Raw genomic sequence first — 26272 nt, forward strand, 5'->3', positions numbered from 1 at the left:
CGGGTTCAGAGTGCATGTACGAACGGCTAAATTGCACTCTGACCCCGGTTTTCCCGATTGATGCGTGACCGAGCCGAGGAGCAACCCCGGCAGGCGCAACGCCGCCACCGAAGCCCGCCCTCACCGTGATCGAACGATTGCGCGCACAAGCGCGCACGAAGAAAAGCCCGGCCAGAGGCCGGGCTTCAAAGGGGCAACTGCGGGCAGCGGCCTAGACTGCGTCGGCCGCCTCGCGGGCCTGCCGATCGAGCTCGTCGAGCGCAGCCTGGACCTTGAGCATCACTTCGCGCGTGCCCTCGTGGGCCAGCCCCGAGATCAGAAACCAGGGACCCGCCCACGCCAACGCATCGACGATCCGCGCTGCCTCGGCCTGCGCCTCTTCGGGCAGCAGCGTGTCGGCCTTGTTGATCAGCAGCCAGCGCGGCTTGTCGAGCAGCGCCGCATCGAACTTGCCGAGCTCGCGCTCGATCGCGCGCACCTGGTCGACCGCATCGCTGCCGTCGAGCGGCGCGATCTCCACCAGATGCAGCAACAACCGGGTGCGCTGGATGTGGCGCAGGAACAGCGCCCCCAGCCCCGCGCCATCGGCCGCCCCCTCGATCAGACCGGGGATATCGGCGATCACGAAGCTGCGCGCCGGCTCGACGCTGACCACACCCAGGTTCGGATACAGCGTGGTGAACGGATAGTCGGCGACCTTCGGCGTCGCCGCCGAGACCGCCCGGATCAGCGTGCTCTTGCCGGCGTTCGGGAACCCCAACAGACCGACGTCGGCCAGCAGCTTGAGCTCGAGCCGCAGCGTGCGCTCCTCGCCGCCCTCGCCCGGCGTCGACTGGCGCGGCGAGCGATTGGTCGAGCTCTTGAAGTGCATGTTGCCCAGGCCGCCCTTGCCGCCGCGCGCCACCAGCAGCCGCTGACCGTGCGCGGTCAGATCGCCAATGACCTCGTCGGTGGTGACGTTGTGCACGACGGTGCCGACCGGCACCACGATCACCAGATCGTCGCCGCCCTTGCCGTACATCTGCCGGCCCATGCCGTTCTCGCCGCGCTGCGCGCGGTACATCGTCTGGTGACGGAAATCGACCAGCGTGTTGAGGTTCTCGTCGGCGATCAACCAGACACTGCCGCCGTCGCCGCCGTCGCCGCCGTCCGGCCCACCGAGCGGAATGAACTTCTCACGCCGGAACCCGACGCAGCCATTGCCGCCGTTGCCGGCAGTGACGGTGATTTCGACTTCGTCGACTAACTTCATGGGATTGGGGATTCGAAAAAAATGGGGGATTGGGACAAGCGGGGCGGCAGCAGTCTACCTGCCTCGCTCTGGTGGACCGGCTCTGGACATGCGGTGCGCGCGTGCGGCGCCCGAATTCCCATTCCCGAATCCCGTCTTTCCTGGTGGGCTGCGCCGCCAGAAAGACGAAACCCCGCCGGAGCGGGGCTTCGTGCCGGACGACGTCGCGCGGGGATTACTGCGCGGCGACGACGTTGACGGTGCGGCGGTTCTTCGGACCCTTGGTCGTGAACTCGACCTTGCCGTCGACCAGCGCGTACAGCGTGTGGTCGCGACCCAGGCCGACGCCGCTACCCGGATGGAACTGGGTGCCGCGCTGACGCACGATGATGTTGCCGGCCTCGATGGCCTGACCACCGTAGATCTTGACGCCGAGGTACTTCGGGTTGGAGTCGCGGCCGTTGCGCGAGGAACCTACGCCCTTCTTGTGTGCCATGCCTGCTGCTCCTTACTTGCTGCCACCGGCGATGCCGGTGATCTCGATTTCGGTGTAGTGCTGACGGTGCCCCTGCCGCTTCATGTGGTGCTTGCGGCGGCGGAACTTGATGATGCGGATCTTCTCGGCGCGGCCGTGCGACTTGATCGTCGCGCTGACGCTGGCGCCGGCGAGCGCATCGCCGAGCTTCACGCCGTCGGCGTCGCCGAGCAGCAGGACGTTGTCGAACTTGATCTCGCTGCCGACGTCGCCGTCGAGCTTCTCGACGCGCAGCGTCTCGCCCGCCATCACGCGGTACTGCTTGCCGCCCGTCACCAGGACTGCATAACTCATGACCAGACTTCCTCTGTAGTTATTGTGGTCGCTGCCGCCATCGAGGGCGGACAGGAGCGGAATTGTAATGCGATCAGCGGCTTGCGGTCAAACCGCCCCAGATCGGACGGACGTGCGCGCCGCTCTGCGGGGCAGGCGCCAGCCCGGGCACCTGAACCGCCTCGTCTCACGGCCTGCGACCGGCCCCCGTCACACTGGCGTTCGGCCGATTTGCCCCCAAATGACCGGCTCGGTAGTCTGACCGATTGCCCGTTCCCGCGCCTCTCAAGGGCGCGCGCGTGCCTCCCCCGCCCTCCAACCGGACCTGACGTCGATGGCGATGGACACCATCCGCATTCGCGGTGCCCGTACCCACAATCTCAAGAACATCGATCTCGACCTGCCGCGCGACCAGCTGATCGTCATCACCGGCCTGTCGGGCTCGGGCAAGTCGTCGCTGGCCTTCGACACGATCTACGCCGAAGGCCAGCGCCGCTACGTCGAGTCGCTGTCATCCTATGCGCGGCAGTTCCTCAGCGTGATGGAGAAGCCCGATCTCGACCACATCGAGGGCCTGAGCCCGGCGATCTCGATCGAGCAGAAGTCGACCTCGCACAACCCGCGCTCGACCGTCGGCACGATCACCGAGATCTACGACTACCTGCGCCTGCTCTATGCACGCGTCGGCAGCCCGCGCTGCCCCGACCACGGCTACCCGCTCGAGGCGCAGACCGTCAGCCAGATGGTCGACCAGGTGCTCGCACTCGATCCCGAACAGCGCTGGATGCTGCTGGCGCCGGTCGTGCGCGACCGCAAGGGCGAGCATGCGCAGGTCTTCGAGCAACTGCGCGCCCAGGGCTATGTGCGCGTGCGCGTGGACGGCGAACTGTACGAGATCGACGCGCTGCCGACGCTGGCGCTGCGCCAGAAGCACACCATCGAAGCGGTCATCGACCGCTTCAAGGTGCGCGAGGACATGAAGCAGCGGCTGGCCGAGTCCTTCGAGACCGCGCTCAAGCTCGGCGAGGGCATGGCTTCGGTGCAGGCGATCGACGATGCGTCGATTCCGCCGCAGCTGTTCTCGTCCAAGTACAGCTGCCCGGTCTGCGACTACGCGCTGCCCGAGCTCGAGCCGCGACTGTTCTCGTTCAACGCACCGATGGGCGCCTGCCAGACCTGCGACGGCCTGGGCATGAGCGAATTCTTCGATCCCGACCGCGTCGTCGTGCACCCCGAGCTGTCGCTGGCGGCCGGTGCGGTGCGCGGTTGGGACCGCCGCAACGCCTACTACTTCCAGCTGATCCAGTCGCTGGCCCGTCACTACAAGTTCGACGTCGACGCGCCGTGGCAGGACCTGCCGCAGGCCTCGCGCGATGCGGTGCTGCTGGGCAGTGGCGAGGAGACGATCACCTTCACCTACATCACCGACTCGGGCGCGCGCACCCAGCGCAAGCACCGGTTCGAGGGGATCGTGCCGAACCTGGAGCGGCGCTATCGCGAGACCGAGTCGGCCGCGGTGCGCGAGGAGCTCGCCAAGTTCATCAGCGAACGCCCGTGCCCGGACTGCGGCGGCGCGCGGCTCAACCGCTCGGCGCGCAACGTGTTCGTCGCCGACCGGCCGCTGCAGTCGCTGGTGGTGCTGCCGATCGACGAGGCACTGGCGTTCTTCGAAGGCCTGGAGCTGCCGGGCTGGCGCGGCGAGATCGCCGCCAAGATCGTCAAGGAGATCGGCGAGCGGCTGAGCTTCCTGGTCGACGTCGGCCTGGACTATCTGACCCTCGAGCGCAAGGCCGACACGCTGTCGGGCGGCGAGGCGCAGCGCATCCGGCTGGCCTCGCAGATCGGCGCCGGCCTGGTCGGCGTGATGTACGTGCTCGACGAGCCGTCGATCGGCCTGCACCAGCGCGACAACGAGCGCCTGCTCGGCACGCTGACCCGCCTGCGCGACCTGGGCAACACGGTGATCGTCGTCGAGCACGACGAGGACGCGATCCGCCTGGCCGACCACATCGTCGACATCGGCCCGGGCGCCGGCGTGCACGGCGGCGAGGTTGTCGCCCAGGGCAGCTACGACGACGTGCTCAAGGCCCCGCGCTCGCTGACCGGCCAGTACCTGTCGGGCAAGCGGCGAATCGAGATCCCGGCCAAGCGCCACACGCCCAATCCAAAGATGCGGCTGCGGCTGCTGGGCGCGTCGGGCAACAACCTCAAGAACGTCGACCTGACGATCCACTCGGGGCTGTTCACCGCGATCACCGGCGTCTCGGGCTCGGGCAAGTCGACGTTGATCAACGACACCCTGCACTCGCTGGCCGCCAACGAGATCAACGGCGCCTCGCACAAGGCCGCGCCCTACCGCGAGATCGAGGGCCTGGATCTGTTCGACAAGGTCGTCGACATCGACCAGTCGCCGATCGGACGCACGCCGCGGTCCAACCCGGCGACCTACACCGGCCTGTTCACGCCGCTGCGCGAGTTGTTTGCGCAGGTGCCCGAGGCGCGTGCGCGCGGTTATTCGCCAGGCCGCTTCAGCTTCAACGTGCGCGGCGGTCGCTGCGAGGCCTGCCAGGGCGACGGCCTGCTGAAGGTCGAGATGCACTTCCTGCCCGACGTCTACGTGCCTTGCGACGTGTGCCAGGGCAAGCGCTACAACCGCGAGACGCTGGAGATCCTCTACAAGGGCCACAGCATCCACGACGTGCTGGAGATGACGGTCGAGGACGCGCTGACGCTGTTCGAGCACCTGCCGCCGATCGCGCGCAAGCTCGAAACGCTGGTCGATGTCGGCCTGAGCTACGTCAAGCTCGGGCAGAGCGCGACCACGCTGTCGGGCGGCGAGGCGCAGCGCGTCAAGCTGTCGAAGGAGCTCTCGCGCCGCGACACCGGGCGCACGCTCTACATCCTCGACGAGCCCACGACCGGCCTGCACTTCCACGACATCGAGCACCTGCTCAGCGTGCTGCACAAGCTGCGTGACGACGGCAACACGGTCGTGGTGATCGAGCACAACCTCGACGTCATCAAGACCGCCGACTGGGTCATCGACCTGGGCCCGGAGGGCGGCCACCGCGGCGGGCAGATCATCGCCGAAGGCACGCCCGAGCAGGTCGCCGCGATGCCCCAGTCGCACACCGGCCAGTTCCTCGCGCGCCTGCTGCAGACCGTGCCGGCCGAGGCTGCCGAGCCGCGGGCGGCGCGCAAGCTGGCCCGCAAGTCGACCGCGCACCTGCCCAAGCCGCTGCCGCGCAAGGGCGCCTCGACCAAGGCCGCCGAGGCCGAGGCCGCCGCTCGCGCGGAACTGCGCAAGACCGACACCAAGCCCAAGTCGAAGCCCGCGGCCAAGCGGGCCGGCAAGACGAGCAAGGCGAAGGGAGCCAAGGCATGAACGATGCGAAGGTGCTGATCCGTGTGCCGATCGAGTTGCGCTGGCGCGACCTCGACGCGTTCGACCACGTCAACAACGCAACCTTCATGACCTATCTGGAGGAAGCGCGCATCCGCTGGTTCGACTCGATCGGCGAAGCATGGGTCACCGAGGCCACTGCGCCGCTGCTGGCGGCGGTGCAGATGAACTACCGGCTGCCGATCCCCTACCCTTCGCGCATCGTCGTCGAGTTGTCGGCGCAGCGCGTGGGCACGACCAGCGTCACCGTCGGCCACCGCATCGTGTCCGAGGACGGCGCCACCCTGCATGCCGACGGCCACGTCGTCGTGGTCTGGATCGACCGCGCGACCGGGCGGCCGACGGCGCTGCCCGAGTCGGTGCGGGCCAAGGCGCTGGCCTGACACCACGCCGGAGACACAAGCGGCGTAACGTGCCGCATGCGCTTGCTCGAGCGATCGGCCGCGCCGACGGCATCGTCTACCATCGCCGCTCCTGTTCTGCCGGAAGGTCCACGATGCCGTCCCCGATCGAGATCCTCACCCATGGCCCGATCCGCGAGCTGCGGCTCGCACGCGCGCCGGTCAATGCGCTCGACCCCACGTTGTGCCGGGCGCTGCGCGAGGCCGTGGAGGCAGCAGCCGACGACGACAGCGTCGCCGGCTTGGTGCTGTCGGGTCAGCCGCGGTTCTTCTCCGCCGGGCTCGACGTGCCGTATCTGCTGACGCTCGATGCGTCCGCGCTGCGCGCGGCCTGGGACGGCTTCTTCGATGCCGTGCGCGCGGTCGCGGTCTCGCCCGTACCGGTCGCGGCCGCGATCACCGGCCACGCGCCGGCCGGCGGCTGCGTGCTGGCGCTGGCCTGCGACTACCGGGTGATGACGCGCGGCGCGTTCGGGATCGGCCTCAACGAGACCCAGGTCGGGCTGGTCGCGCCGATCGGGATCCAGCAGCTGATGCGGCGCACCGTGGGCCAGCGCCAGGCCGAGCGCCTGCTGGTGGGCGGCCTGCAAGTCGATCCGGAGGAAGCACTGCGGCTCGGACTGGTCGACGCCCTGGCCGAGCCCGAAGAGACGGTAGCGGCCGCCTGTGGCTGGCTGCGGTCGCTGCTGGCATTGCCGCAGGCACCGATGCGCGAGACGCGCCGGATCGCACGCGCCGATCTCGTCGAGGCGTTGCAGCCCGACCGGCTCGATCTCGACCGCCAACTCGCGGCCTGGCAGGCGCCCGACACCCAGGCCGGCCTGCGCGCCCTGGTGGCGCGGCTGGGGCGCTGACGCGTCGCCCAACACACTGCACGATTTACGGCCCGGTCGCCACCGCACGCGCGGGATCGTCGATCCAGCCGCTCCACGAACCGCTGTACAGCCGCGCGCCATCGAGCCCGGCATGCGCCATTGCCAACAGGTGATGGCAAGCGGTCACGCCCGAGCCGCACATCGCGACCAGCGCCGAGGGCGGATGGCCGTCGAGCAGCGCGCCGAACTCGCGCGCCAGCGCATCGGCGGGCTTGAACCGGCCGTCGGCCAGATTGTCGGCATACGGCCGATTGATCGCGCCAGGCACGTGACCGGCACGCGGATCGATCGGTTCGACCTCACCGCGGAACCGGGGCGCGGCACGGGCGTCGACGAGCAAGCCGCCCGCGGCGACATGGCGCTGGACGTCGTCGGCTGCGTGCAGCAGCGCGCCGGCATCGAAGGTGCCGGCAACCTCGCGCGACACGCGCACCGGCGCCTGCGCCTCGACGGGCAACCCCAGCGCGGTCCAACGCGCCCAACCGCCGTCCAGCACCGCGACCCGGGAATGGCCGAAGCTGCGCAGCAGCCACCACAACCGCGCGGCGAATGCGCCGTCGCCGTCGTCATAGGCCACCACCTGGGTGGCCGCATCAATGCCCCAGCGCCCCAGGGTCTGCGCGAACGCAGCCGCCGTCGGCCAGGGATGTCGGCCTCGGCCGGGACCGTGCGGCCCCGACAGGTCGCGATCGAGATGCGCGTACACCGCACCGGGCACATGCGCCGCGCGCCAGGCGCGTTCCCCGGCATCCAGGGCGCCGGCCGAGGCCGCGAGCGAGAACCGACAGTCGACCACGCACAGACGGTCGCGACCGAGCGCGGCGGCCAGCGCCTCGGCGGAGACCAGCGTGCGCCAGTCCGCGCTCATGCGCGCTCCAGATGACGCCGCAAATTCAGCAGGATCGACGCGGTCACGCCCCAGATGCGATGGGTCGGCGCGTCGGGCACGGTTTCGTACTCGAGCACGTGGCGCGTGCGTCCGGCGAACGCGATGTCGACCTGGCGCAGCGTCGCCGGCGACATCAGGAAATCCAGCGGCACCTCGAACACCTCGGCGACCTCGCCCGGATCGGGCACGGGCGCAAAACCGGGATCGAGCATCGCCACCACCGGCACCACACGGTAGCCGGTCACGGTCGCCAGCGGATCGAGAAAGCCCAGCGGTGCGGCCTGAGCGGGCACCAGTCCGATTTCCTCGTTCGCCTCGCGCAGTGCGGCTTGCAGCGGGCCGTGATCCTCGGGCTCGAGCCGGCCACCGGGAAAGCTGACCTGGCCGGCGTGATGGCGCAGCGTGTCGGTCCGCCGCGTCAGCAGCGCCTGCAGGCCGCGCTCGCGCTCCACCAGACCGACCAGCACCGCGGCCTCGCGCAAGGTCGCGTCCGGCGCGAGCAGGCCGTCGAGTTCGTCGACATTCCAGCCGCGTGCGGTCGGCGCCCCGTCGAGCGGGTGCAATACCCGGCGCAGGCGTGCCGCGAGGACGGGCGGGGTCATGCGCGTGCGGCCTGGCGGGCGGGCAAGACCACCTCCATCAGATGTCGGCGCTGGGCATCGCTCATCTGCAGCCAGCGCCCGATCTCCTCGGTGCTGCGCAGGCAGCCGTCGCAGCGGCCCTGGTCGTCGAGCGTGCACACGCCGGTGCACGGCGTGGGCACGGCGCGGAAGGAAGCATCCATCCCGCCATTCTAGCGGCGCGGCGCACGTGCGGCGTGCGCCAGGCAGCGCGTGGCCCGGACACGACGACGCCGACGTGCGGGGCACGTCGGCGTCGTCGGACACACTTGCAAAACCGTGATCAGCGAACGCTGAGCAGCTTCACCATCACGCCGACCGGCTGCTTGGCGATCTCCTGCGCGTTCTGCCCGGTGACGAACTTGCCCGGCGGCAGCACGATCTCGTAGACCGCGTTGAGCGGCATCAGCGGCAGCACTTCGCGCAGACCGGTGATCTGGGCCTCCGACACGCGGAAGGGCGCGGTCTTGTCCTCGGCGCTGACGCCGATACCGACCGGCACGATCAGCGCCTGATAGGCGATCTCGACCTGGCTCGACGCGGTGGGCTTGGCACCCGAACCGGCTTCGACGACGCGGTACATCACGCCGCTGGGCAGCGACACCACGCCTTCGCGCGCCTTGTACTCGGCCAGGAACGCCGAGGCCTTGCCCTCGTTCTCGGTCAGCGCCGCGCGACGCTCGGCGACGATCTTCTGCTGCATGCGCTGCTGGAAGCCGTTGTAGGCCGCGCCCATCTGCTCGGGGGTGTAGGTCGGCTCGCGCTTGCCGTGACCGTCCTGCAGGCCCTTGATGATCGTGTTGACGTCGACCGACTCACCGGTCTCGGCCAGGCGATTGCCCAGATCGAACCCCAGCGCATAGCTCAGCGTGGTCCTGTCGGTCGCCGATGCCGCGGGAGCTGCGGCCTGCTGCTGTGCGAACGCGGAACCGCTGAACGTGATGGCCGCCACGGCGGCCGCAATAAAACGCAACTTCATTCCCTGGTTCTCCGCTAGGTCAGATTTCGATATCGCCTGTACGAGAAAGGGCGGTCGAACCGCCCCTCTTGACGCGTTAGGATAGCGGTCGCAGGGCTTAACCGCCACTGACGACCTCCCTATCCGACCGCGCGCGGTCCGGCGAGTTCCAGGCGCCGCGTCCCGCGCCAGGAGCCCGTATGGCCGACTCCCCGCTGCTGATAGACGATCGCGACGGCATCCGCGTGGTCGCCGTCCACCGCCCGGAAAAACTGAATGCGCTGAACTCGGCGACGCTCGATGCGCTGTTCGAGGCCTTCGAGGCCGCGGCCCAGGCGCCCGACGTGCGTGTGGTCGTGCTGACCGGCGCCGGCCCCAAAGCCTTCGTCGCGGGCGCGGACATCGCCGAGATGGCCGACCTGCGCCCGGTCGAGGGGCGCGATTTCGCGTTGCGCGGCCAGCGCACGATGCGCCGCATCGAGACCATGCCCAAGCCGGTGATCGCGATGGTCAACGGCTTCGCGCTCGGCGGTGGGCTGGAACTGGCGATGGCCTGCCACCTGCGTATCGCTGCCGATACCGCCAAACTCGGCCAGCCGGAAATCAATCTCGGCCTGATTCCGGGCTTCGGCGGCAGCCAGCGCCTGCTGCGCCTGGCCGGCCGCGCGGCGACCCTCGAACTGTGCCTGACCGGCACACCGATCGACGCGACGCGCGCGCAGGCGCTGGGCATCGTCAACCGCGTGGTGCCGGCCGATGCGCTGGAGGCCGAGACGATGGCGCTGGCCACGCAACTGGCGCAGGCCGCGCCGCTGGCGCTGCGCGGCATCCTCGACTGCGTCCACATCGGCGGCGAGACCGCGCTCGATGAGGGCCTGGCCTACGAGGCCGCGCAGTTTGGCCTGGCGTTCTCGACGCAGGACATGCGCGAGGGGACGCGCGCATTCCTCGAGCGACGCAAGCCCACGTTCGGAAACCGTTGATGCCCGGCCAGCCCATCGCCAGCCCAGCCTCGATGCACCACCTGGTCGCTCTGCTGCGCCGCGACGATCTCGACGGTGCGATCGAGGCCGGCCTGATGGCCGCCTGGCCGGACGCGGCGACCGCGTCGCTCGACGACGACGCGCGCACGCGGCTGCTCGACGCGCGCGCACGGCTGCAGGCAGCCTGGGACGCGCGCGCACGGTACCGCCGCCGCGACGCCCGGCTCGCACAACGCGCGGCCGCACGCGAGGCCGCACGCGAGGCCGCACGTGCGCCGGCGCCTGTCGCAGCGCCCGCCTCCGCAGCGGATGCCGCCCTGCCGCCGCGGCCGGCACTGCCCGCCAGCGCCGCGGCCATCCTGGCCCGCGCCAAGGCGCGCGCAGGCGGCGCATGAGCGACGGCGCCCAGCCCACCCCGCCCAGGCGCCGCGGCCCGACGTTGACCCGGGCCGAGATCCACGACCTGTTTTCGCGGCTGCGCGCGCTCGATCCCGAGCCCACGACCGAGCTCGAATACACCACGCCGTTCGAGTTGCTGATCGCGGTGATCCTGTCGGCGCAGGCCACCGATGTCGGCGTCAACAAGGCCACCCGGCGGCTGTATCCGGTCGCCAACACGCCGCAGGCGATCCTCGACCTGGGCGAGGACGGCCTCAAGCGCCACATCGCGACGATCGGCCTGTTCAACGCCAAGGCCAAGAACGTCATCGCCACCTGCCGCATCCTCGTCGAGCAGCACGGCGGCGAGGTCCCGCACGATCGCGCTGCGCTCGAGGCCTTGCCCGGCGTCGGCCGCAAGACCGCCAATGTCGTGCTCAACACCGTGTTCGGCGAGCCGGCGATCGCGGTCGACACGCATATCTTCCGCGTGTCCAACCGCACCGGTCTTGCGCCGGGCAAGGACGTGCGCGCGGTCGAGGACCGGCTGCTGCGGGTGGTGCCCGAGGAATTCCTGCTCGGCGCGCACCACTGGCTGATCCTGCATGGCCGCTACACCTGCAAGGCGCGCAGGCCCGACTGCCCGAAGTGCGTGATCCGCGACCTGTGCCGGTTCAAGGACAAGACCCCCGGGACGGTGGACTGACGCCCATCCATCGTGCCGCGGGGCCTTGCCGGGCCTCTGTCGTGCGTATCCCGGAGCGATAGCGCTCAAGCGGAACCAAGGCCCTGTGCCCGCTCGAGCGAGCGCGCCGGCACGGCGGCGGCTGCACCGCCGTGCCCGACCGCATCACTCGTCGCGTTCGACGAACGGCTTGCGCGGCAACCGCTGCTCGCGCATCGCGGCGTGATAGGCGAACGAGGCGATGATCGCCGCCGCCTGCTTCAGGTCCTCGGGCACCACGTGGTCGTAGGTGTCCAGGTGCGTGTGGTGGACATGGCTGAAGTAGTCGGCGGGGTCCTGCACGAACTGGAAGCCTGGCAGGCCGACGCGATCGAACGAGATATGGTCGGTGCTGCCGGTGTTGCGCGTGGTGACGATGCGCGCGCCCAGGTCGGCGAACGGCGCCAGCCACGCCTGGAAGATCGGCACCGCGGCGTGATTCTCCTGCGCATAGATGCCGCGGATGCGACCGGTGCCGTTGTCGAAGTTGAAGTACGTGGAGAACCGGTCGTAGCCACGCTGGCGCTGCAGCGGACCGGTGCCGCGCTGGAACGACTGCGGCAGGGCCCGCTGCTCGGGATCGGTCGGTTCGGGATAGGCCGCCAGGTGCCTGGAGACGTAACCGGCCGACCCGTGCAGGCCCTGCTCCTCGCCGCCCCACAGCGCGATCCGGATGGTGCGCTTCGGGCGCACGTCGATCGCCTTGAGGATACGCATCGCTTCCATCATCACGACCACGCCGGCGCCGTTGTCGGCCGCGCCGGTCCCGGTATGCCAGGAATCGAGGTGCGCACCGATGATCACCAGTTCGTCGGCCTTCGAACTGCCGGGCAGGTCGGCAAAGGTGTTGCTGGCCGGCAGATCGTCATCGCTGGTGAAGCGCGCATCCACGTCGACCCGCAACCGCGGCGCCTGGCCGCGCTCGACCGCGCGCACGAGCTGGTTGTAGTGCTCGGCGGCGACCACCAGATCCGGCACCCCGACCGGCTCGCCGGCCTTGCGCGCGCCCCCGCCCATCACCCGGACGATGCCGTTGTCCCAGGAACTGATCGACAGCGTCGCCAGCACGCCTTCCTCGGCAAAGAACGCGTTGAGGGCACGGTTGAGCGCCTGGCGCTTGCGGTACTCGTCCAGGCGCTTGTCCTGCGCATCGCCGGCCGGGTCCTGCGGCACCGGGAAGGTCTGCAGCTCGCCGAGGTCCTCCTCGGTATAGCGGCGGAAGTCGGGCTTGTCGGCCGGCTTGTAGGCGCGCGCCTCATCCAGCAGCACGATCTTGCCGGCGAGCTTGCCGCGCTGCTTGTCGATGTCCTCAAGCGTCTTGAACGTCGCCAGGACCACCTCGCCCTCGACCGGGCCATCGGTGCCGGGGGTCCAGGCCTTGGGCAGCGCGTGGATCGGCAGTGCGCGCGGTGCGAGCAGTTCCACCCGCGATGCGAGGAACTCCCAGCCGCGGCCGAAGGCCGGGTCGTAGACCTCGTCGTGCACGTTCGACAGGCCCCAGCCCGCCAGCTTGCCGCGTGCCCAGGCGCTCGACCGCACGTAGGCCGGCGAGTTGGTCAGGCGCGGCCCCACGGTTTCGGTGAGTTCCTTGAGATTGGCGGCGGCCTGCGAACGATGGAAGGCTTCGTGGCGGATCCGGGCCACGACATCGAGATCGACCGGCTCGACGGCCTGGGCGAATGCCAGCGCCGGCGACAGGACAACGGCGGCCAGTGCCGCCTGCAACAGGCGGAAAACGTGGGATTGCGTGCTCACGAGACTCCCCGGGGACTGCGGAACGAAAGCCCGCACAAGGACGGGCCGGCGACGGCGCCGTCTCCCGCGGCGCCGGACCGCCATGCTAACCGCAGCCGGGCACGACGACGCCTCCCGCGCATGTCCGATTCCACCTATCGGCATGGCGCATGCGCATGTGGGACGGTCGCGGCCCCGAAAACGCACAAGGCCCGCGGCATCGACCGCGGGCCCAGTGCGTGGCGCGGACCGCGTGGGTCAGAACGCAAACTGCGTGCGCAGCGCGTACTGCCCGGTCTCATCGCCAGTGAGCGTGTTGTCGCCCTTGGTGTAGTTGAACATGAAGCGCAGGTTCGGATTGACGTAGTAGTTCATGCCGACGATCCAGCTGCTGACGTCCATGTTGCGCACGTCCTTGTTCTCGATCGTGTCGTAGCGCGCGGTCAGCTCCCACAGGCCGCGGTCGGCGACCTTGGGCGAGGCGAAGATGCCGTTGCCCGGCTTGTAGGCCTTGTGGCCGCCGTTGAGCAGCCAGCTGCCCTGCACGTACCAGGTCGCGACGTCCTGGTCGGGGCCGTTCGGCTGGCCGAACGTGGCGTTGGCGTACTCGCCCTGGAAGAACAGCGGCCCGAACGAGCCCGCGGCTTCGATACCGACCGCAGTGACTTGGTTGCGGCTGGCGCCGGTGGTCGTGGCGATGGTCTGCGACGGGCCGCGACGGCCGGCGTAGTGGGCCGACGCCGAGAAGTCCGCCGAGCCCTGGTTGAGGTTCTCCTGGCTGACCCAGCCGCCGAAGTGCAGCGTGCTGTCCTGGGTGTTGATCGGCGCGAAGGTCACGCGCCCGGCCGCGCCGACGCCCTCGTTGCGGCTGCCCGACGCACTGCGCAGGTTGAACACCGACAGCCCGGCGGTGTAGTTGCCGTCGGCGCGCAGGTAGCCCACGCCCTGCTGGAACTGGCGGCCGCTGAACAACCCGGTGGCCGAAGCGAACGGCCGCTCCATCATCAGGATTTCGTTGGAGCTGGTGAGTTCTTCCATCGAGCGGTACGGCTTGAAGTGGCCGATGGTGAACTTGCCGCCCAGCGCCGACTTGGCGATGTAGACGTCGCGGAAGCCATCCAGGCCGCTGCCGGCCGCAAAGTCCTGCTCGAACTTGTAATCCCAGCCATAGGCCTTGCCCTGCAACGTGATGCGTGCGCGGCGGAACTCGGTGGTGCCTGTGGTCGAGGCCTGGTCGCGGTCGAAAGCGTAGGCATCGAAGTGCAGGCGGCCGCCAGCGGAGAACTCGAACTGCTTGTCGGCCGAGGTGACCTTCAGCCCGCCCTTGGTGTCGACGACCGGCAGGGTGGTCGCCATCTTGTCCAGGCTCTCCTGGGTGCCGATGTTGATGTCCGACTGCGCATCGGTGCGCACTTCCAGTGCGTCGACCTTGGCCTGCAGCTCGGCCAGTTGCGCGCGCAGCGCGGCGACCTCGGCATCGCGCGGAGACTGGGCGGCAGCGGCGGAGGAAACGGACGCGACAGCGAGGGCGATGGATGCGGCCAGGATGGAATGACGCATGGTGGTGTCCCGTGGAGAGAGTGAGAGGTGTCGAAGCGCCACACCTTGCGTCACGTCCCGCGTGAGCCGGCCCAGCGTTAAGCGCCCGTTATCGACGCTGCGCAGACTGCGCTGGCTCGCTGACAGGCCGATGGCAACCCGATGACAGTGCGATGACAGCGCGCCCGGCGGCGCGCTGGGCCCGCGCCTCGCGCACCGTCATCGCATGGTCACGGGATTGAAGCCGGCCCGTCATCTCGCATGCGTGAAATACGCCGCACGGCGCTGTGGGCCGTCCATCACTCCAGGGAACCTCATGTACGCACTGCTCAAGAACCGGGTCGCGACCCTTGCACTGTCGACCACCCTGCTGGCGACCGCATTCGCCGCGCCCGCACTGGCCAACGATGTCACCGGCGCCGGCGCCTCGTTCGTCTATCCGGCGATGACCAAGTGGTCGGCCGATTACCGCGCCGCGTCCGGCAAGCAGGTCAACTACCAGTCGATCGGTTCGGGCGGCGGCATCGCCCAGATCAAGGCCGGCACGGTCGACTTCGGCTCCTCGGACGCACCGCTCCCGCCCGAGGATCTGGCGAAGTCCGGCCTGGTCCAGTTCCCCTCGGTGATCGGCGGCGTGGTGCCGATCATCAACGTGGACGGCATCGCCGCCGGTGCGATGAAGCTCGATGGCGACACGCTGGCCAACATCTTCCTGGGCAAGATCACCCGTTGGAACGACCCGGCGATCGTCGCGCTCAACGGCGGCCTGGCCCTGCCTGATGCACGCATCACCGTCGTCCACCGCTCTGACGGTTCGGGTACCACCTTCAACTTCGTCAACTACCTGTCCAAGGTCAGCGTGGAGTGGAAGAACGGCGTGGGCGAAGGGACGACGGTCAAGTGGCCGGTCGGCATCGGCGGCAAGGGCAACGAAGGCGTCGCCGCGTACGTCAAGCAGATCAAGGGCGGCATCGGCTACGTCGAACTGTCGTATGCGGTGCAGAACCGCCTGGCCTATTCGCGCCTGAAGAATGCCGCGGGCCACTTCGTCAATCCGAGCGAGGAGACCTTCTCGGCCGCGGCCGCCAGCGCCGATTGGGCCTCGACGCGCGACTTCCACCTGGTCATGACCAACGCCCCGGGGGAGAACGCCTGGCCGATCACGGCAACCAACTTCATCCTGATGCACCGCGCGCCGCGCAACCGCACCGGCGCCAAGAATGCGCAGGACTTCTTCCGCTGGGTCTACGCCAACGGCGGACCGCAGGCCCGCGAGCTGGGCTACGTGCCGCTGCCGGCCTCGCTGGTGCAGCAGATCGAGCGCTACTGGACCCAGAACGCGCGCTACTGATTCCTTCGACGCCTCGCACTCGCAACACCGCGGGCCGGTTGTCCTCTCCCAGCCGGTCCGCGGCCCCGCGCTGCGTCCTTTTGCTTTCTCGACGGGCCTTCGGGCCCGTCGCGCCGGGCGCTAACCGTCCGGCTCAGTCGGCGCGCTCCGCAGTCCGGCCCGGCGAAGCCCCGAGCGCCCCGACAAGCCGCATCCCTCCTGAGTTCTGCACCCAGGCCGGGCGCAAAGACGGCAGCGACACGCTCAGCGCAGCGCGTCGACCATGCTGCGCAGCAGCCGGAAGGCTTCGGCGCGCTCGCCGTCGCTCAAGCCGCCCAGCATCCGCACCTCGACGTCGCGCACCGCGGCAGTGGCCTGCGCGAGCTTGCGCCGCCCGAGCGGGGTGAGACGCGTGGGCAGGGCTTTGCCCACAGGCGCCTCCGCCGGGCGGGTCACCTGCCCTTCGCGCTCGAGCGCCTGCAGCAGCACATTCATCGACTGCCGCGTGACGAAAGCGCCGCGCGAGAGATCGGAGTTCGACAACCCCGGGCGCTGCGCGAGCAGCTCAAGGCACGCGTAATGCGTGACCGTCATGCCGAGGGGCCGCAGCGCCTCGATCATCGCGGCACGAAGTACGCTCGAGGCCTCCTTGAGCAGGTAGCCCACCGACGTCTCGAGATCGACTCCACCTTGACTCATGTCAGGATTCTAACATAGAGTGCCTCGTGTCAACTAACTGACACGAATGAAGGAGCACGATCATGCCCGCCACCGGCCTCGATTTCCTCTCCCTGCAGACGCGCGACCTCGACGCCTCCCAGGCGTTCTACGAGCGCTACCTCGGCCTCGTCCGCTCCCCCGCCGGGCCGCCCCACGCCGTCGTCTTCGACACGAAGCCGATCGCCTTCGCCCTCCGCAATCTCGTACCCGGCACGGATCTGGAGGCTGCGCCGCAGCCGGGTGTCGGCATCGCGCTGTGGTTTCACGCGACCGAGGTGCAGGCGATCCACGACGCACTCGTCGCCGACAACCACACGATCGTCTCCGCGCCGATCGACGGCCCCTTCGGCCGCACCTTCACCTTTGCCGATCCCGACGGCTACCACGTCACCCTCCACGACCGCCGATGAGCCCGCCCGCGCCGGCCGGCGCGAAACGGGAGCGACCAGCACGACGCACTGAGACCGAAAGCGCGCGGCTTGTTTCAGCAAGCGACTGTGCATCCACCGAAGTCCTGTTACAGACGTCTATGGCGGCGGACTGACGGCGCGTGGCCGGGGCAAGCGCGCCAGGGGCGAGCCGGCTTCGCCCCCCGGGCGCGCGCCCGAGTCGCACAGAGGGGGCATGGCTGGCGCGACGCACCTCCATGCAAGCGCGATCTGCGCTTCGCGTGAGCGGACAGCGAAGCGGCTTTGACCGAGGGGAGAAGGCGGTTTTCGGCTGGCAGGCGGCGGCCCATCCGAAGTGAAACTCCCAGTCCCGCCTCTGGGAGAAGGGCCTTTCTCGGGCCGGCTCGACGCCTCTCTCCACCCTGCCCGCCAGGCGGGGGATGGCGTCGACAGTCGCAGGTGGCGGGGAACCGCGGCACTGCGCGCCCATGGGTCCGACTCCCGCCCGTCAGAGGGTCAGCGCGCGCCAGCCACGCCGTCATACGCCTGTAACAAAAACATCATTTCATGAGCGCACCCCGGCGGCGCGCTGCGTCGCTTCCTCACATGGAGCTTTTCGCATGTCCCGTCATCCGGTCCGCATCAGCGCACTCGCGCTGTCCTCCCTGCTCTTTCTCGCCGCCTGCGGCGGCAACGACGCGCCGGCCGGCCAGACCGCCGACGGTGCACCCGCCGCGCAACAGGGCGCGCGCGATCGCGTCGCCGCCGAGATCTCCGGCGCCGGGGCCTCGTTCATCTACCCGCTGGTGTCCAAGTGGTCGGCCGACTACAACGCCGCCACCGGCAACAAGGTCAACTACCAGTCGATCGGCTCGGGCGGCGGCATCGCCCAGATCAAGGCCGGCACCGTCGACTTCGGTTCGTCCGACAAGCCGCTCGACAGCGCCGAACTGCAGGCCGCGGGCCTGGGCCAGTTCCCGTCGGCGATCGGCGGCGTGGTGCCCGTGCTCAACGTCGAGGGCCTGGCTCCCGGCCAGCTCAAGCTCACCGGCGCCGTGCTCGCCGACATCTTCCTGGGCAAGGTCGCGACCTGGAACGATCCGGCGATCGCCGCGCTCAACCCCGGCGTGACGCTGCCGGCGGGCAAGATCAGCATCGTCCACCGCTCCGACGGCTCGGGCACCACGTTCAACTTCTCCAACTACCTGTCCAAGGTCAGCGCCGACTGGAAGTCCAGGGTCGGCGAAGGCACTTCGGTGCAGTGGCCGACCGGCGTGGGCGGCAAGGGCAACGAGGGCGTGGCCTCGTACGTGCAGCAGATCAAGGGCTCGATCGGCTATGTCGAACTCGCCTACGCCCTGCAGAACGGCATGCCGTACGCCTCGCTGCAGAACGCGGCCGGCAATTGGGTGCAGCCGAGCGAAGCGAGCTTCGCCGCAGCGGCCGCGACCGCCGACTGGGCCAGCGCGCAGGACTTCAACCTGGTGATCACCAACGCCCCCGGCGCCGATGCCTGGCCGATCACTGCGACCAACTTCATGTTGATGCACAAGCAGCCCAAGGACGCGGCCCGCAGCCAGGCGACCCGCGACTTCTTCAAGTGGGCGTTCGAGTCGGGCCAGGCCCAGGCCAGCGAGCTGCACTACGTGCCGCTGCCGCCCGAACTGGTGCAGCAGATCGAGGCCTATTGGGCGGCCGAGTTCAAGTGACGGTGTGTCCGCGCCCGTGCGAGCGGGCGCGGACACGCCGCGTCCCCGCGGCGATGCGGGTTGCGCGGGTGGCGAGACCGCCCGGACCGATCGCGATGGTCGCGTCCACCCGGGGTGACCCGCCGTTCGACTGTCGAAGAGCACGTCCCGCCTGCGCGGGAATGACGGCACCCGCCACCTGCGGCCCACTCTCCTGTCTGGACATCCAATGACCGCCGCCACCGTTTCCGCCGCGTTTGATGCCCCGAGCGACCGCGACCTGCGCGACGCACGCGCCGATCGCCTGTTCCGCTTCGTCCTGACCACGACCGTGGTGCTGGTGATGCTCGCGCTCGCCGGCGCCGCGCTGTCGATGCTCTGGGGCGGCCGCGATGCGCTCGCCTCGCAGGGCCTGTCGTTCTTCACCAGCGCCGACTGGAATCCGGTCGAGAACCGCTACGGCGCGCTGGCCCCGATCGCCGGCACCATCGTCACCGCGCTGATCGCGATGATCATCGCCGTGCCGGTCAGCTTCGGCATCGCGTTCTTCCTGACCGAGGTCGCACCGCGCTGGCTGCGCGGCCCGGTCGGCACGGCGATCGAACTGCTCGCCGGCATCCCGTCGATCATCTACGGCATGTGGGGCCTGTTCGTCTTGGTGCCGGTGATGACCACCTGGGTGACGCCCTGGCTCAACGACCACCTGGGCACGCTTCCCGGCATCGGCCTGCTGTTCCAGGGCCCGCCGCTGGGCATCGGCACGCTGACTGCCGGCTTCGTGCTCGCGATCATGGTGATCCCCTTCATCTCGGCGGTGATGCGCGAGGTGTTCCTGACCGTGCCGACCCGGCTCAAGGAATCGGCCTACGCGTTGGGCGCAACCAAGTGGGAGGTCAGCTGGGACATCGTACTGCCCTACACCCGCTCGGCAGTCATCGGCGGCATCTTCCTCGGGCTGGGCCGCGCGCTCGGCGAGACGATGGCGGTGGCCTTCGTGATCGGCAACTCGGTGCGGCTGACGCCCTCGCTGCTGGAACCGGGCACGACGATCGCCGCGCTGATCGCCAACGACTTCGGCGAAGCCACCGAGACCTACCGCTCGGCGCTGCTGCTGCTGGGCTTCGTATTGTTCATCGTCACCTTCGTGGTGCTCGCGATCGCGCGCCTGATGCTGATGCAACTCGCCCGCCGGGAGGGCAAGTGATGACCGCCGTCGCCACCGTCACCGAACGCGAACGCCAGGTCGCCGACCGCCTGTATGCGCGCCGCCGCGTGCGCAACGGCATCGCCATCCTCATGGGCTGCCTGACCGCCGCGTTCGGACTGTTCTTCCTGGGCTGGATCCTGTGGACGCTGGTCAGCAAAGCCGCCGGTGGCATCAACCTGCAGTTGTTCACGCAGATGACGCCGCCGCCGATGCAGGAGGGCGGCCTGCTCAATGCGTTCTTCGGCAGCGCGGTGATGTGCGCGCTGGCGATCGCGATCGGCACGCCGCTGGGCGTGGCTGCCGGCACCTGGTTGTCGGAGTACGGCCGGGCCCGCAAGGCCGGGGTGGTCGTGCGCTTCATCAATGACATCCTGCTCTCGGCACCGTCAATCGTACTCGGCCTGTTCGTCTACACGCTGTTCGTGATGCAGACCGGCGGCCGGTTCTCGGCGCTGGCCGGCGCGATCGCGCTGGCCTTCATCGTGCTGCCGGTCGTGGTGCGCACCACCGACGAGATGCTGCAACTGGTGCCTACGCAGATGCGCGAGGCCGCGCTGTCGCTGGGCGTGCCGCATTGGAAGGTCGTGGTGCAGGTGCTCTACCGCAGCGCGTCGGCCGGCATCGTCACCGGCGTGCTGCTGGCGCTGGCGCGCATCAGCGGCGAGACCGCGCCATTGCTGTTCACCGCGTTCGGCAACCAGTACTGGAACAGCGACGTGCTGCGCCCAATGGCGAGCGTGCCGGTGGTCATGTACCAGTACGCCGGCAGCCCCTACGAATCCTGGCAGCAACTGGCCTGGGCCGGCGCGCTGGTGCTGACCTGTTTCGTGCTGCTGGTGAGCCTGGGCGCCCGCGCGATCCTGCTGCGCAACCGGGTGACACATGACTGACGCCGCGCCCCGCCTTCCCTATCCCATTCCTTCCTTTCGACCGGATCCGGCCATGAACGACCTGCATACCGCGCCGTCGCAACGCATCCAGCTGGCGACCCACGCCCGCGAAGTGCTGGCCCCGCGACCGGTCAAGATCGCCGCGCGCGGCCTGGACTTCCACTACGGCGACTTCCACGCGCTCAAGAGCATCGACCTGGAGATTCCCGAAAAACGCGTGACCGCGCTGATCGGGCCTTCTGGCTGCGGCAAGTCCACGCTGCTGCGCATCTTCAACCGCATCTATGCGCTGTACCCCAGGCTGGTGGCCAGCGGTGACGTGCTGCTCGATGGCGAGAACATCCTCTCGCCGCGCTACCCGATGAACCGGCTGCGCTCGAAGGTCGGCATGGTGTTTCAGAAGCCGGTGCCGTTTCCGATGACGATCTTCGAGAACGTCGCCTATGCGATCCGCCACCACGAGAAGCTCTCCAAGGGCCAGCTCGCCGAGCGCGTCGAGCAGGCGCTGACCCAGGCCGCGCTGTGGACCGAGGTCAAGGACAAGCTCGGCCAGAATGCGCTGGGCCTGTCGGGCGGCCAGCAGCAGCGCCTGTGTATCGCACGCGCGGTCGCGCTGCGCCCCGACGTGCTGCTGCTCGACGAGCCGACCTCGGCGCTCGACCCGATTTCCACCAGTCGCATCGAGCAACTAGTCGAGGAACTGAAGGTCGACTACACGATCGTCATCGTCACCCACAACATGCAGCAGGCCGCACGCGTGTCCGACTACACCGCCTTCATGTACCTGGGCGACCTCATCGAGCACGACACCACCGAGACGATCTTCTCCAACCCCGCCAAGCGGCAGACCGAGGACTACATCACCGGCCGGTTTGGGTGAGGGGCGCACTCGGTCGAGGCCATCCGGCCTCGATCGCGCCCCGAACGCCCGGCCATGGAGGCCGGGCCGGTCGATCCGACGCCGGCGACATCCCGCCATGGAGGGCGACGCCAATCCAAAGACGAACGCGTCCGCGCCTTCCCTATCCAGGTAACCACCATGCCCACCCAACCGCACGACCACATCGTCAAGAGCTACGACGAAGAACGCAGCCGTCTGACCGGCGAGATCCTGCGCATGGGCGAGATGGCGGCCGCGCAGCTTGAATCGGCGCTGGACGTCATCGAGCGCCGCGACGACCGGGCCGCTGACCGGATCGTCGCCAACGACGATGCGATCGATATCCTCGAACGCGAGATCAGCCAGGACGTGATGAAACTCGCACTGCGCGGGCCGATGGCCCGCGACCTGCGCGAAATCCTCGCCGCGCTGCGCATCGCCGCCGACATCGAGCGCATCGGCGACTACGCGGCGAACGTGGCCAAGCGCTCGACCGCGCTCAACCTCTCGCCGCCGCTGCCGCATACCCGCGGCCTGGCAGTGCTGGGCGAACTGGCCGTGCGCCAGGTGCGCGAAGTGCTGGCGGCGTTCCGCAACACCGATGCCGACGCGGCCCAGCGCGTACGCGCCCAGGACGTGGAGATCGATACGGTCTACACCAGCCTGTTCCGCGAACTGCTGACCTACATGATGGAAGATCCCCGCGCGATCACACCGAGCACCCATCTGCTGTTCATGGCCAAGAACATCGAGCGCATCGGCGACCACGCGACCAACATCGCCGAGAACATCTGGTTCCTCGAACACGGCGACGACGACCTGCCGCCGCGCGAGAAGCGCGACGGCACCAATACGGTCGTCTGAACGACGGGCCGCGTGCCGGTTCCTGCTGCCGATCCAGCGCGACGCTCTGCTAGGCTTGCGCGCATGCCTGAGATCGACGCGCCGGCCGCTGCCGCCCCCACCGCCCTTGTGCCGATGGCCCGCCGCTTCCGTGGCTTCCTGCCCGTCGTGGTCGACGTGGAGACCGGAGGCTTCGATGCGCGCCGGCACGCGCTGCTGGAGATCGCCGCGATCCCGCTCGACCTCGATGGCGACGGCCGTCTGGTCGCCGACGCATCGGCGCATGCGCACGTCGAGCCCGCGCCGGGCACGACGATCGATCCCAAGTCGCTCGAAGTGACCGGCATCGACATCCACCATCCGTTCCGCTTCGCCAAGCCAGAGCGCGATGCGCTCGAGCACGTGTTCGCGCATGTGCGCGCGGCCGTGCGAAGGCACCAGTGCCAGCGCGCGATCCTGGTCGGCCACAACGCGCATTTCGACCTGGGGTTCGTCAACGCCGCGGTCGAGCGCAGCGGCCACAAGCGCAATCCGTTCCACCCCTTCAGCGTATTCGACACCGTCACGCTGGCCGGCGTGGCCTACGGCCAGACCGTACTGGCCCGCGCGGTGCAGGCCGCCGGCCTGCCGTGGGACCAGACACAGGCGCACTCGGCGCTGTACGACACGACGCTGACCGCGCAGCTGTTCTGCCGGATCGCCAACGCCTGGCCGGCGATGGGCGCCCCGCCGCCGCCGGATGAAGCCGCCGACCTCAGTCCACCGCCCGACGCAGCGTGATCAGCGCGATCTCCGACGGCACGCCGATCCGGGTCGCAAAGCCCGGCCACAACCCGGCGCCGTTGCCGACGTACAGTTGCATGCCGTCGACCGGATAAAGGCCGGACACGAAGCCACCGTTCGCGCGCGCGACCAGACGGTCCATGCCGATGATGTGGCCACCGTGGGTGTGGCCGGACAACTGCAGCGCCACCCCGCGCGCGGCATGCGCGCGGGCTTCGCCCGGACGGTGGTCGAGCAGGATCACCGGCGCCTTCCGATCGACGCCGGTCAGCGCAGCCGCGGCATCGGGCTGCGGCAGGCCGTAGCGCGCGGCGATCGGATCGGTGACGCCGGCGACGGTCAGCGCCGCATCGCCACGCGCGATCCGCAGGTGCGCGTTCTCGAGCACCGTCATACCCAAGGCCGCGAACGCGTCCATCCATTCGCGGTACTGGCCGTAGTACTCGTGATTGCCGGTGATCGCGATGACGCCGTCGGGCGCGCGCAGTTCGGCGAACGGACGCACGTCATTGGCGCGCGTCCGCACGCTGCCATCGACCAGATCGCCGGTGATGACGATCAGGTCCGGATGCTGCGCATTCGCACGCGCGACGACCTCGGCGACCCAGTCGCCGGTCAGCAGTCGGCTGGCGTGGATGTCGGTCAGCTGCAGCAGCCGATAGCCCTCGAACGCCGGCGGCAGGTCGGCGATCGCGATCTCGACCTGGCGGACCTGCGGCACCGCCATCGCCTGCCAGGTGCCGTACAGCGACAGCAGCAGCGCCAGCGCGGCCGCGCCTGGCCGCAGCCAGTGCTTGCGCAACGCCGATAGTGCCCCCTGCCGGCGCAACGCCCAGGCCGCGAGCGTGGCGATGTCCAGCACCAGCAGCGCCGTGAGCAGCAGCGCGACGAACCCGGTGCCGAGCGCGGCGATGACCAGCGTCGGCAGCTCGGGCGAGGCCATGCTGCCGGCAAAGCGCGCAACGATGCGGTGATGCAGTGCCAGCCCGTAGATCAGCGCCGCCAATGCGACACGCAAGGGCCACGCGCAGCGCAATGGCAGCACCAGACGCAGCGCGAGATAGGAGGCGAGGACAAGGGCGACGACACTGAGCACGACGGATTCCAGGCAGCAACTGGCCGGCGCGTGCGCGACGTGCCGACGTGGGGCCGGCTATGGTCTTCGATGCGAGGTATCGGTGCCAGCATCGCGATGGCGGCGATTCACCTGTCTCGCAGCAGTCACCGGGCGCCGAACCGCAGCCCTCGGCGCTTTCCTGGTGCTTCGCCAAACCAGAGGACAACCGGGGTCAGAGTGCAATTTTCGCCTTGCGAAATTTGGACTCTGACCCCGGTTTTTCGATGGCCATCTCCGCGTGTGGGAGAAGACCTTTCTTTCGAGATCAGTTGCGCAGGTCAGCCGGCGAGTTTGAGGCCGATGATGCCGGCGACGATCAGCGCCAGGCTGATCAGGCGTCCGGGACTGGCCGCATCGCCCATCAGCACGATGCCCAGGATCACGGTGCCGACCGCGCCGATGCCGACCCAGACCGCGTACGCGGTGCCGACCGGCAACGTGCGCATCGCGATCCCCAGCAGGCCGACGCTGATCGCCATCGCCGCCAGCGTGCCCACACTGGGCCAGAGCCGGGTGAACCCGTGCGTGTACTTCAGGCCGATCGCCCAGGCGATCTCGAACAGACCGGCCAGCACGAGAATGATCCAGGACATGACATACCTCCATCGTGGCGATGGGGCCGTCCCCGGATATGGATGGAGCGGCGGGGTCGTCCCCGCTTCCTGCGCGGCATTCTGGCGCAGGCGCTGCCGCAAGGGATGACCGCGGCCTGACCCACTGCGGTCGAACCAGGATGCGCCGGCGGCGGACGCGCCGTGATCGGACGCGTTGCCGTCAGCGCGGACCGGTCACCCGACTGTGGGCGCTCAGCGTGCGGACGATGCCGAACAGGCTGATCGCGATCCAGGCCAGCTGCATCACCAGCACGGTCACATCGAAGCCGCCATAGAGCGAAAGCACCACGCCGATGGCGCCGAACAGATTCAGCAACAGATACGGCAGGCCGGCGCCCGACAACCGCGTTACCTGCAGCAGGAAGTACGCCAGCACGATCAGCGACGCGCCGACGATGCCGCACCATTGATGCCAGAGCAGGTCCATGCCGTTCTCCTCTACGCGAAAACCGATCGCATCATCCGCCCGCACGTTCCGGCGGGCAAGCAGCGCTCAGCCCAGGCGCTGGCGCACGGCTTCGAACAGCACCACGCCCGAGGCGACCGAGACGTTGAGGCTCTCCACGCCGCCGGCGGCGTCGGCGCCGGGCATCGGGATGGTGACCAACTGGTCGCAATGCTCGCGGGTGAGCCGGCGCAGGCCGTCGGCCTCGCCGCCGAGCACCAGCGCGACGTTGCCGCGCAGGTCCAGGCCGTACAACGAGGCGCTCGCCTCGCCGGCCAGGCCGTAGATCCACACGCCGAGCTTCTGCAGGTCGCGCAGGCTGCGCGACAGATTGGTCACGCGCACGACCGGAACATGGTCGGCGGCGCCAGCAGACGTCTTGCGCACCGTGGCGTTGACCTGCACCGCCTTGTCCTTGGGGATCAGCACCGCTGTGACCCCGGCCGCCGCCGCGCTGCGCAGGCAGGCGCCCAGGTTGTGCGGGTCCTGCACGCCGTCGAGCACCAGCAGCAGCGCGCGGCCTTCGGCGGCTTCCACCAGGCCCTCGAGTTCGTTCTCGTCCCAGGTCCGGGCCGCCGCGTAGCGGGCGACCGCGCCCTGGTGGCGCAGGCCGCCGGCGACGCCGTCCAGCGCCTGCTGCGCGACCCGACGCACGTCGATGTCGCGGCGACGCGCGGCGGTCTCGATCTCCACGATCCGCGGGTTCTTCGCCCCGGCCTCGAGCAGCACTTCGCGTACGTTCTCGGCGTCGTGTTCGACGGCCGCGGCGACGGCATTGATGCCGACGATCCACTGGTTCTGTTTGCTGCTCATGCGTCGGGCT

The 26272-nt window shown here is 69.2% G+C and carries 26 protein-coding genes and 1 pseudogene; 14 read left to right on the top strand and 13 right to left on the bottom strand.

Annotation, left to right across the window (positions count from 1 at the left end; translation table 11 throughout):
* Window positions 1-211 precede the first annotated feature (211 nt).
* The 3 genes from cgtA to rplU all read right to left on the bottom strand — a co-directional run bounded on the left by cgtA (window position 212) and on the right by rplU (window position 2060).
* On the bottom strand, window positions 212-1252 hold the full coding sequence (gene cgtA, locus ABE488_RS00005) for an Obg family GTPase CgtA (RefSeq protein WP_346446512.1): 1041 nt from the start codon (window positions 1250-1252) through the stop codon (window positions 212-214).
* Between the two features lie 214 nt (window positions 1253-1466).
* Window positions 1467-1727, bottom strand: coding sequence for a 50S ribosomal protein L27 (gene rpmA, locus ABE488_RS00010; RefSeq protein ID WP_047136307.1), 261 nt, complete (start codon window positions 1725-1727; stop codon window positions 1467-1469).
* Window positions 1728-1739: 12 nt separating this feature from the next.
* Complete coding sequence (rplU, locus tag ABE488_RS00015; RefSeq protein WP_337245031.1) at window positions 1740-2060, bottom strand: 50S ribosomal protein L21; 321 nt, start codon at window positions 2058-2060, stop codon at window positions 1740-1742.
* Window positions 2061-2373: 313 nt separating this feature from the next.
* Here rplU and uvrA point away from each other — a divergent pair, with 313 nt between their 5' ends.
* From uvrA to ABE488_RS00030, 3 genes are all read left to right on the top strand, one after another.
* Window positions 2374-5424, top strand: a complete 3051-nt coding sequence (uvrA, locus tag ABE488_RS00020) for an excinuclease ABC subunit UvrA (protein WP_346446514.1) — start codon at window positions 2374-2376, stop codon at window positions 5422-5424.
* Entirely contained in the window at window positions 5421-5825 is a 405-nt protein-coding gene (locus tag ABE488_RS00025) for a thioesterase family protein (RefSeq protein WP_346446515.1), read from the top strand. Before uvrA ends, ABE488_RS00025 begins: the two co-directional genes overlap by 4 nt.
* Window positions 5826-5938: 113 nt before the next feature.
* On the top strand, window positions 5939-6697 hold the full coding sequence (locus ABE488_RS00030; protein WP_346446516.1) for an enoyl-CoA hydratase/isomerase family protein: 759 nt from the start codon (window positions 5939-5941) through the stop codon (window positions 6695-6697).
* Window positions 6698-6722: 25 nt separating this feature from the next.
* Here the strand turns inward: ABE488_RS00030 and ABE488_RS00035 are convergent, their stop codons facing one another.
* The 3 genes and pseudogenes from ABE488_RS00035 to ABE488_RS00045 form a co-directional block, all read right to left on the bottom strand.
* Entirely contained in the window at window positions 6723-7586 is an 864-nt protein-coding gene (locus ABE488_RS00035) for a sulfurtransferase (protein ID WP_346446517.1), read from the bottom strand.
* Window positions 7583-8391: pseudogene (locus ABE488_RS00040) on the bottom strand (NUDIX domain-containing protein). The gene ABE488_RS00035 and the pseudogene ABE488_RS00040 overlap by 4 nt, the downstream one beginning before the upstream one ends.
* 119 nt (window positions 8392-8510) lie before the next feature.
* Entirely contained in the window at window positions 8511-9206 is a 696-nt protein-coding gene (locus ABE488_RS00045; protein ID WP_346442244.1) for an FKBP-type peptidyl-prolyl cis-trans isomerase N-terminal domain-containing protein, read from the bottom strand.
* A gap of 179 nt (window positions 9207-9385) precedes the next feature.
* Here ABE488_RS00045 and ABE488_RS00050 point away from each other — a divergent pair, with 179 nt between their 5' ends.
* From ABE488_RS00050 to nth, 3 genes are read left to right on the top strand one after another with little or no spacing between them, the layout of a single operon-like run.
* A complete protein-coding gene (locus ABE488_RS00050; protein ID WP_346446518.1) occupies window positions 9386-10168 on the top strand; it encodes an enoyl-CoA hydratase-related protein in 783 nt (260 codons plus the stop codon).
* The gene (locus tag ABE488_RS00055; RefSeq protein ID WP_346446519.1) at window positions 10168-10563 is read left to right on the top strand and encodes a hypothetical protein; all 396 of its coding nucleotides are present in this window, start codon (window positions 10168-10170) and stop codon (window positions 10561-10563) included. The genes ABE488_RS00050 and ABE488_RS00055 overlap by 1 nt, the downstream gene beginning before the upstream one ends.
* A complete protein-coding gene (gene nth / locus ABE488_RS00060; protein WP_346444013.1) occupies window positions 10560-11252 on the top strand; it encodes an endonuclease III in 693 nt (230 codons plus the stop codon). The genes ABE488_RS00055 and nth overlap by 4 nt, the downstream gene beginning before the upstream one ends.
* A gap of 144 nt (window positions 11253-11396) precedes the next feature.
* Here nth and ABE488_RS00065 read toward each other — a convergent pair whose 3' ends face one another.
* Together ABE488_RS00065 and ABE488_RS00070 are read right to left on the bottom strand one after the other, a co-directional pair.
* Entirely contained in the window at window positions 11397-12983 is a 1587-nt protein-coding gene (locus tag ABE488_RS00065) for a M20/M25/M40 family metallo-hydrolase (protein ID WP_346446970.1), read from the bottom strand.
* Window positions 12984-13262: 279 nt separating this feature from the next.
* On the bottom strand, window positions 13263-14564 hold the full coding sequence (locus ABE488_RS00070) for a porin (RefSeq protein WP_346446521.1): 1302 nt from the start codon (window positions 14562-14564) through the stop codon (window positions 13263-13265).
* 295 nt (window positions 14565-14859) lie between these two features.
* Between ABE488_RS00070 and pstS (ABE488_RS00075) the strand changes: the two genes are divergently transcribed.
* Window positions 14860-15894, top strand: coding sequence for a phosphate ABC transporter substrate-binding protein PstS (gene pstS, locus ABE488_RS00075; protein WP_346446523.1), 1035 nt, complete (start codon window positions 14860-14862; stop codon window positions 15892-15894).
* 243 nt (window positions 15895-16137) lie between these two features.
* Here the strand turns inward: pstS (ABE488_RS00075) and ABE488_RS00080 are convergent, their stop codons facing one another.
* Window positions 16138-16539 (bottom strand): MarR family transcriptional regulator, encoded by a 402-nt coding sequence (locus tag ABE488_RS00080; RefSeq protein WP_346446524.1) that lies wholly within the window; start codon window positions 16537-16539, stop codon window positions 16138-16140.
* Between the two features lie 95 nt (window positions 16540-16634).
* Here ABE488_RS00080 and ABE488_RS00085 point away from each other — a divergent pair, with 95 nt between their 5' ends.
* The 7 genes from ABE488_RS00085 (at window position 16635) to rnt (ending at window position 23270) form a co-directional block, all read left to right on the top strand.
* Entirely contained in the window at window positions 16635-17003 is a 369-nt protein-coding gene (locus ABE488_RS00085) for a VOC family protein (RefSeq protein ID WP_346444007.1), read from the top strand.
* 599 nt (window positions 17004-17602) lie between these two features.
* Window positions 17603-18691 (top strand): phosphate ABC transporter substrate-binding protein PstS, encoded by a 1089-nt coding sequence (gene pstS, locus ABE488_RS00090; RefSeq protein ID WP_346446526.1) that lies wholly within the window; start codon window positions 17603-17605, stop codon window positions 18689-18691.
* Window positions 18692-18899: 208 nt separating this feature from the next.
* Window positions 18900-19874 (top strand): phosphate ABC transporter permease subunit PstC, encoded by a 975-nt coding sequence (gene pstC, locus ABE488_RS00095; protein WP_346444004.1) that lies wholly within the window; start codon window positions 18900-18902, stop codon window positions 19872-19874.
* On the top strand, window positions 19874-20767 hold the full coding sequence (gene pstA / locus ABE488_RS00100; RefSeq protein ID WP_346446527.1) for a phosphate ABC transporter permease PstA: 894 nt from the start codon (window positions 19874-19876) through the stop codon (window positions 20765-20767). Before pstC ends, pstA begins: the two co-directional genes overlap by 1 nt.
* Before the next feature lie 52 nt (window positions 20768-20819).
* Entirely contained in the window at window positions 20820-21647 is an 828-nt protein-coding gene (gene pstB, locus ABE488_RS00105) for a phosphate ABC transporter ATP-binding protein PstB (protein WP_346446529.1), read from the top strand.
* A 159-nt stretch (window positions 21648-21806) separates the two neighbouring features.
* The gene (phoU, locus tag ABE488_RS00110) at window positions 21807-22511 is read left to right on the top strand and encodes a phosphate signaling complex protein PhoU (RefSeq protein WP_346446531.1); all 705 of its coding nucleotides are present in this window, start codon (window positions 21807-21809) and stop codon (window positions 22509-22511) included.
* 63 nt (window positions 22512-22574) lie between these two features.
* Window positions 22575-23270, top strand: a complete 696-nt coding sequence (rnt, locus tag ABE488_RS00115) for a ribonuclease T (RefSeq protein ID WP_346446532.1) — start codon at window positions 22575-22577, stop codon at window positions 23268-23270.
* On the opposite strand, the gene ABE488_RS00120 is transcribed toward rnt, so the two are convergent.
* The 4 genes from ABE488_RS00120 to rlmB form a co-directional block, all read right to left on the bottom strand.
* Window positions 23245-24369 (bottom strand): metallophosphoesterase, encoded by a 1125-nt coding sequence (locus ABE488_RS00120; RefSeq protein WP_346446533.1) that lies wholly within the window; start codon window positions 24367-24369, stop codon window positions 23245-23247. The two genes, rnt and ABE488_RS00120, sit on opposite strands and share 26 nt — an antisense overlap.
* A gap of 299 nt (window positions 24370-24668) precedes the next feature.
* Window positions 24669-24983, bottom strand: a complete 315-nt coding sequence (sugE, locus tag ABE488_RS00125; protein ID WP_346443995.1) for a quaternary ammonium compound efflux SMR transporter SugE — start codon at window positions 24981-24983, stop codon at window positions 24669-24671.
* Between the two features lie 181 nt (window positions 24984-25164).
* Window positions 25165-25431 (bottom strand): hypothetical protein, encoded by a 267-nt coding sequence (locus ABE488_RS00130; RefSeq protein WP_346446535.1) that lies wholly within the window; start codon window positions 25429-25431, stop codon window positions 25165-25167.
* A gap of 66 nt (window positions 25432-25497) precedes the next feature.
* Window positions 25498-26262, bottom strand: coding sequence for a 23S rRNA (guanosine(2251)-2'-O)-methyltransferase RlmB (gene rlmB / locus ABE488_RS00135; RefSeq protein WP_337244900.1), 765 nt, complete (start codon window positions 26260-26262; stop codon window positions 25498-25500).
* Between the last annotated feature and the right edge of the window lie 10 nt (window positions 26263-26272).

This window comes from Luteimonas sp. TWI662 (assembly GCF_039673825.1).
GTDB lineage: Bacteria > Pseudomonadota > Gammaproteobacteria > Xanthomonadales > Xanthomonadaceae > Luteimonas.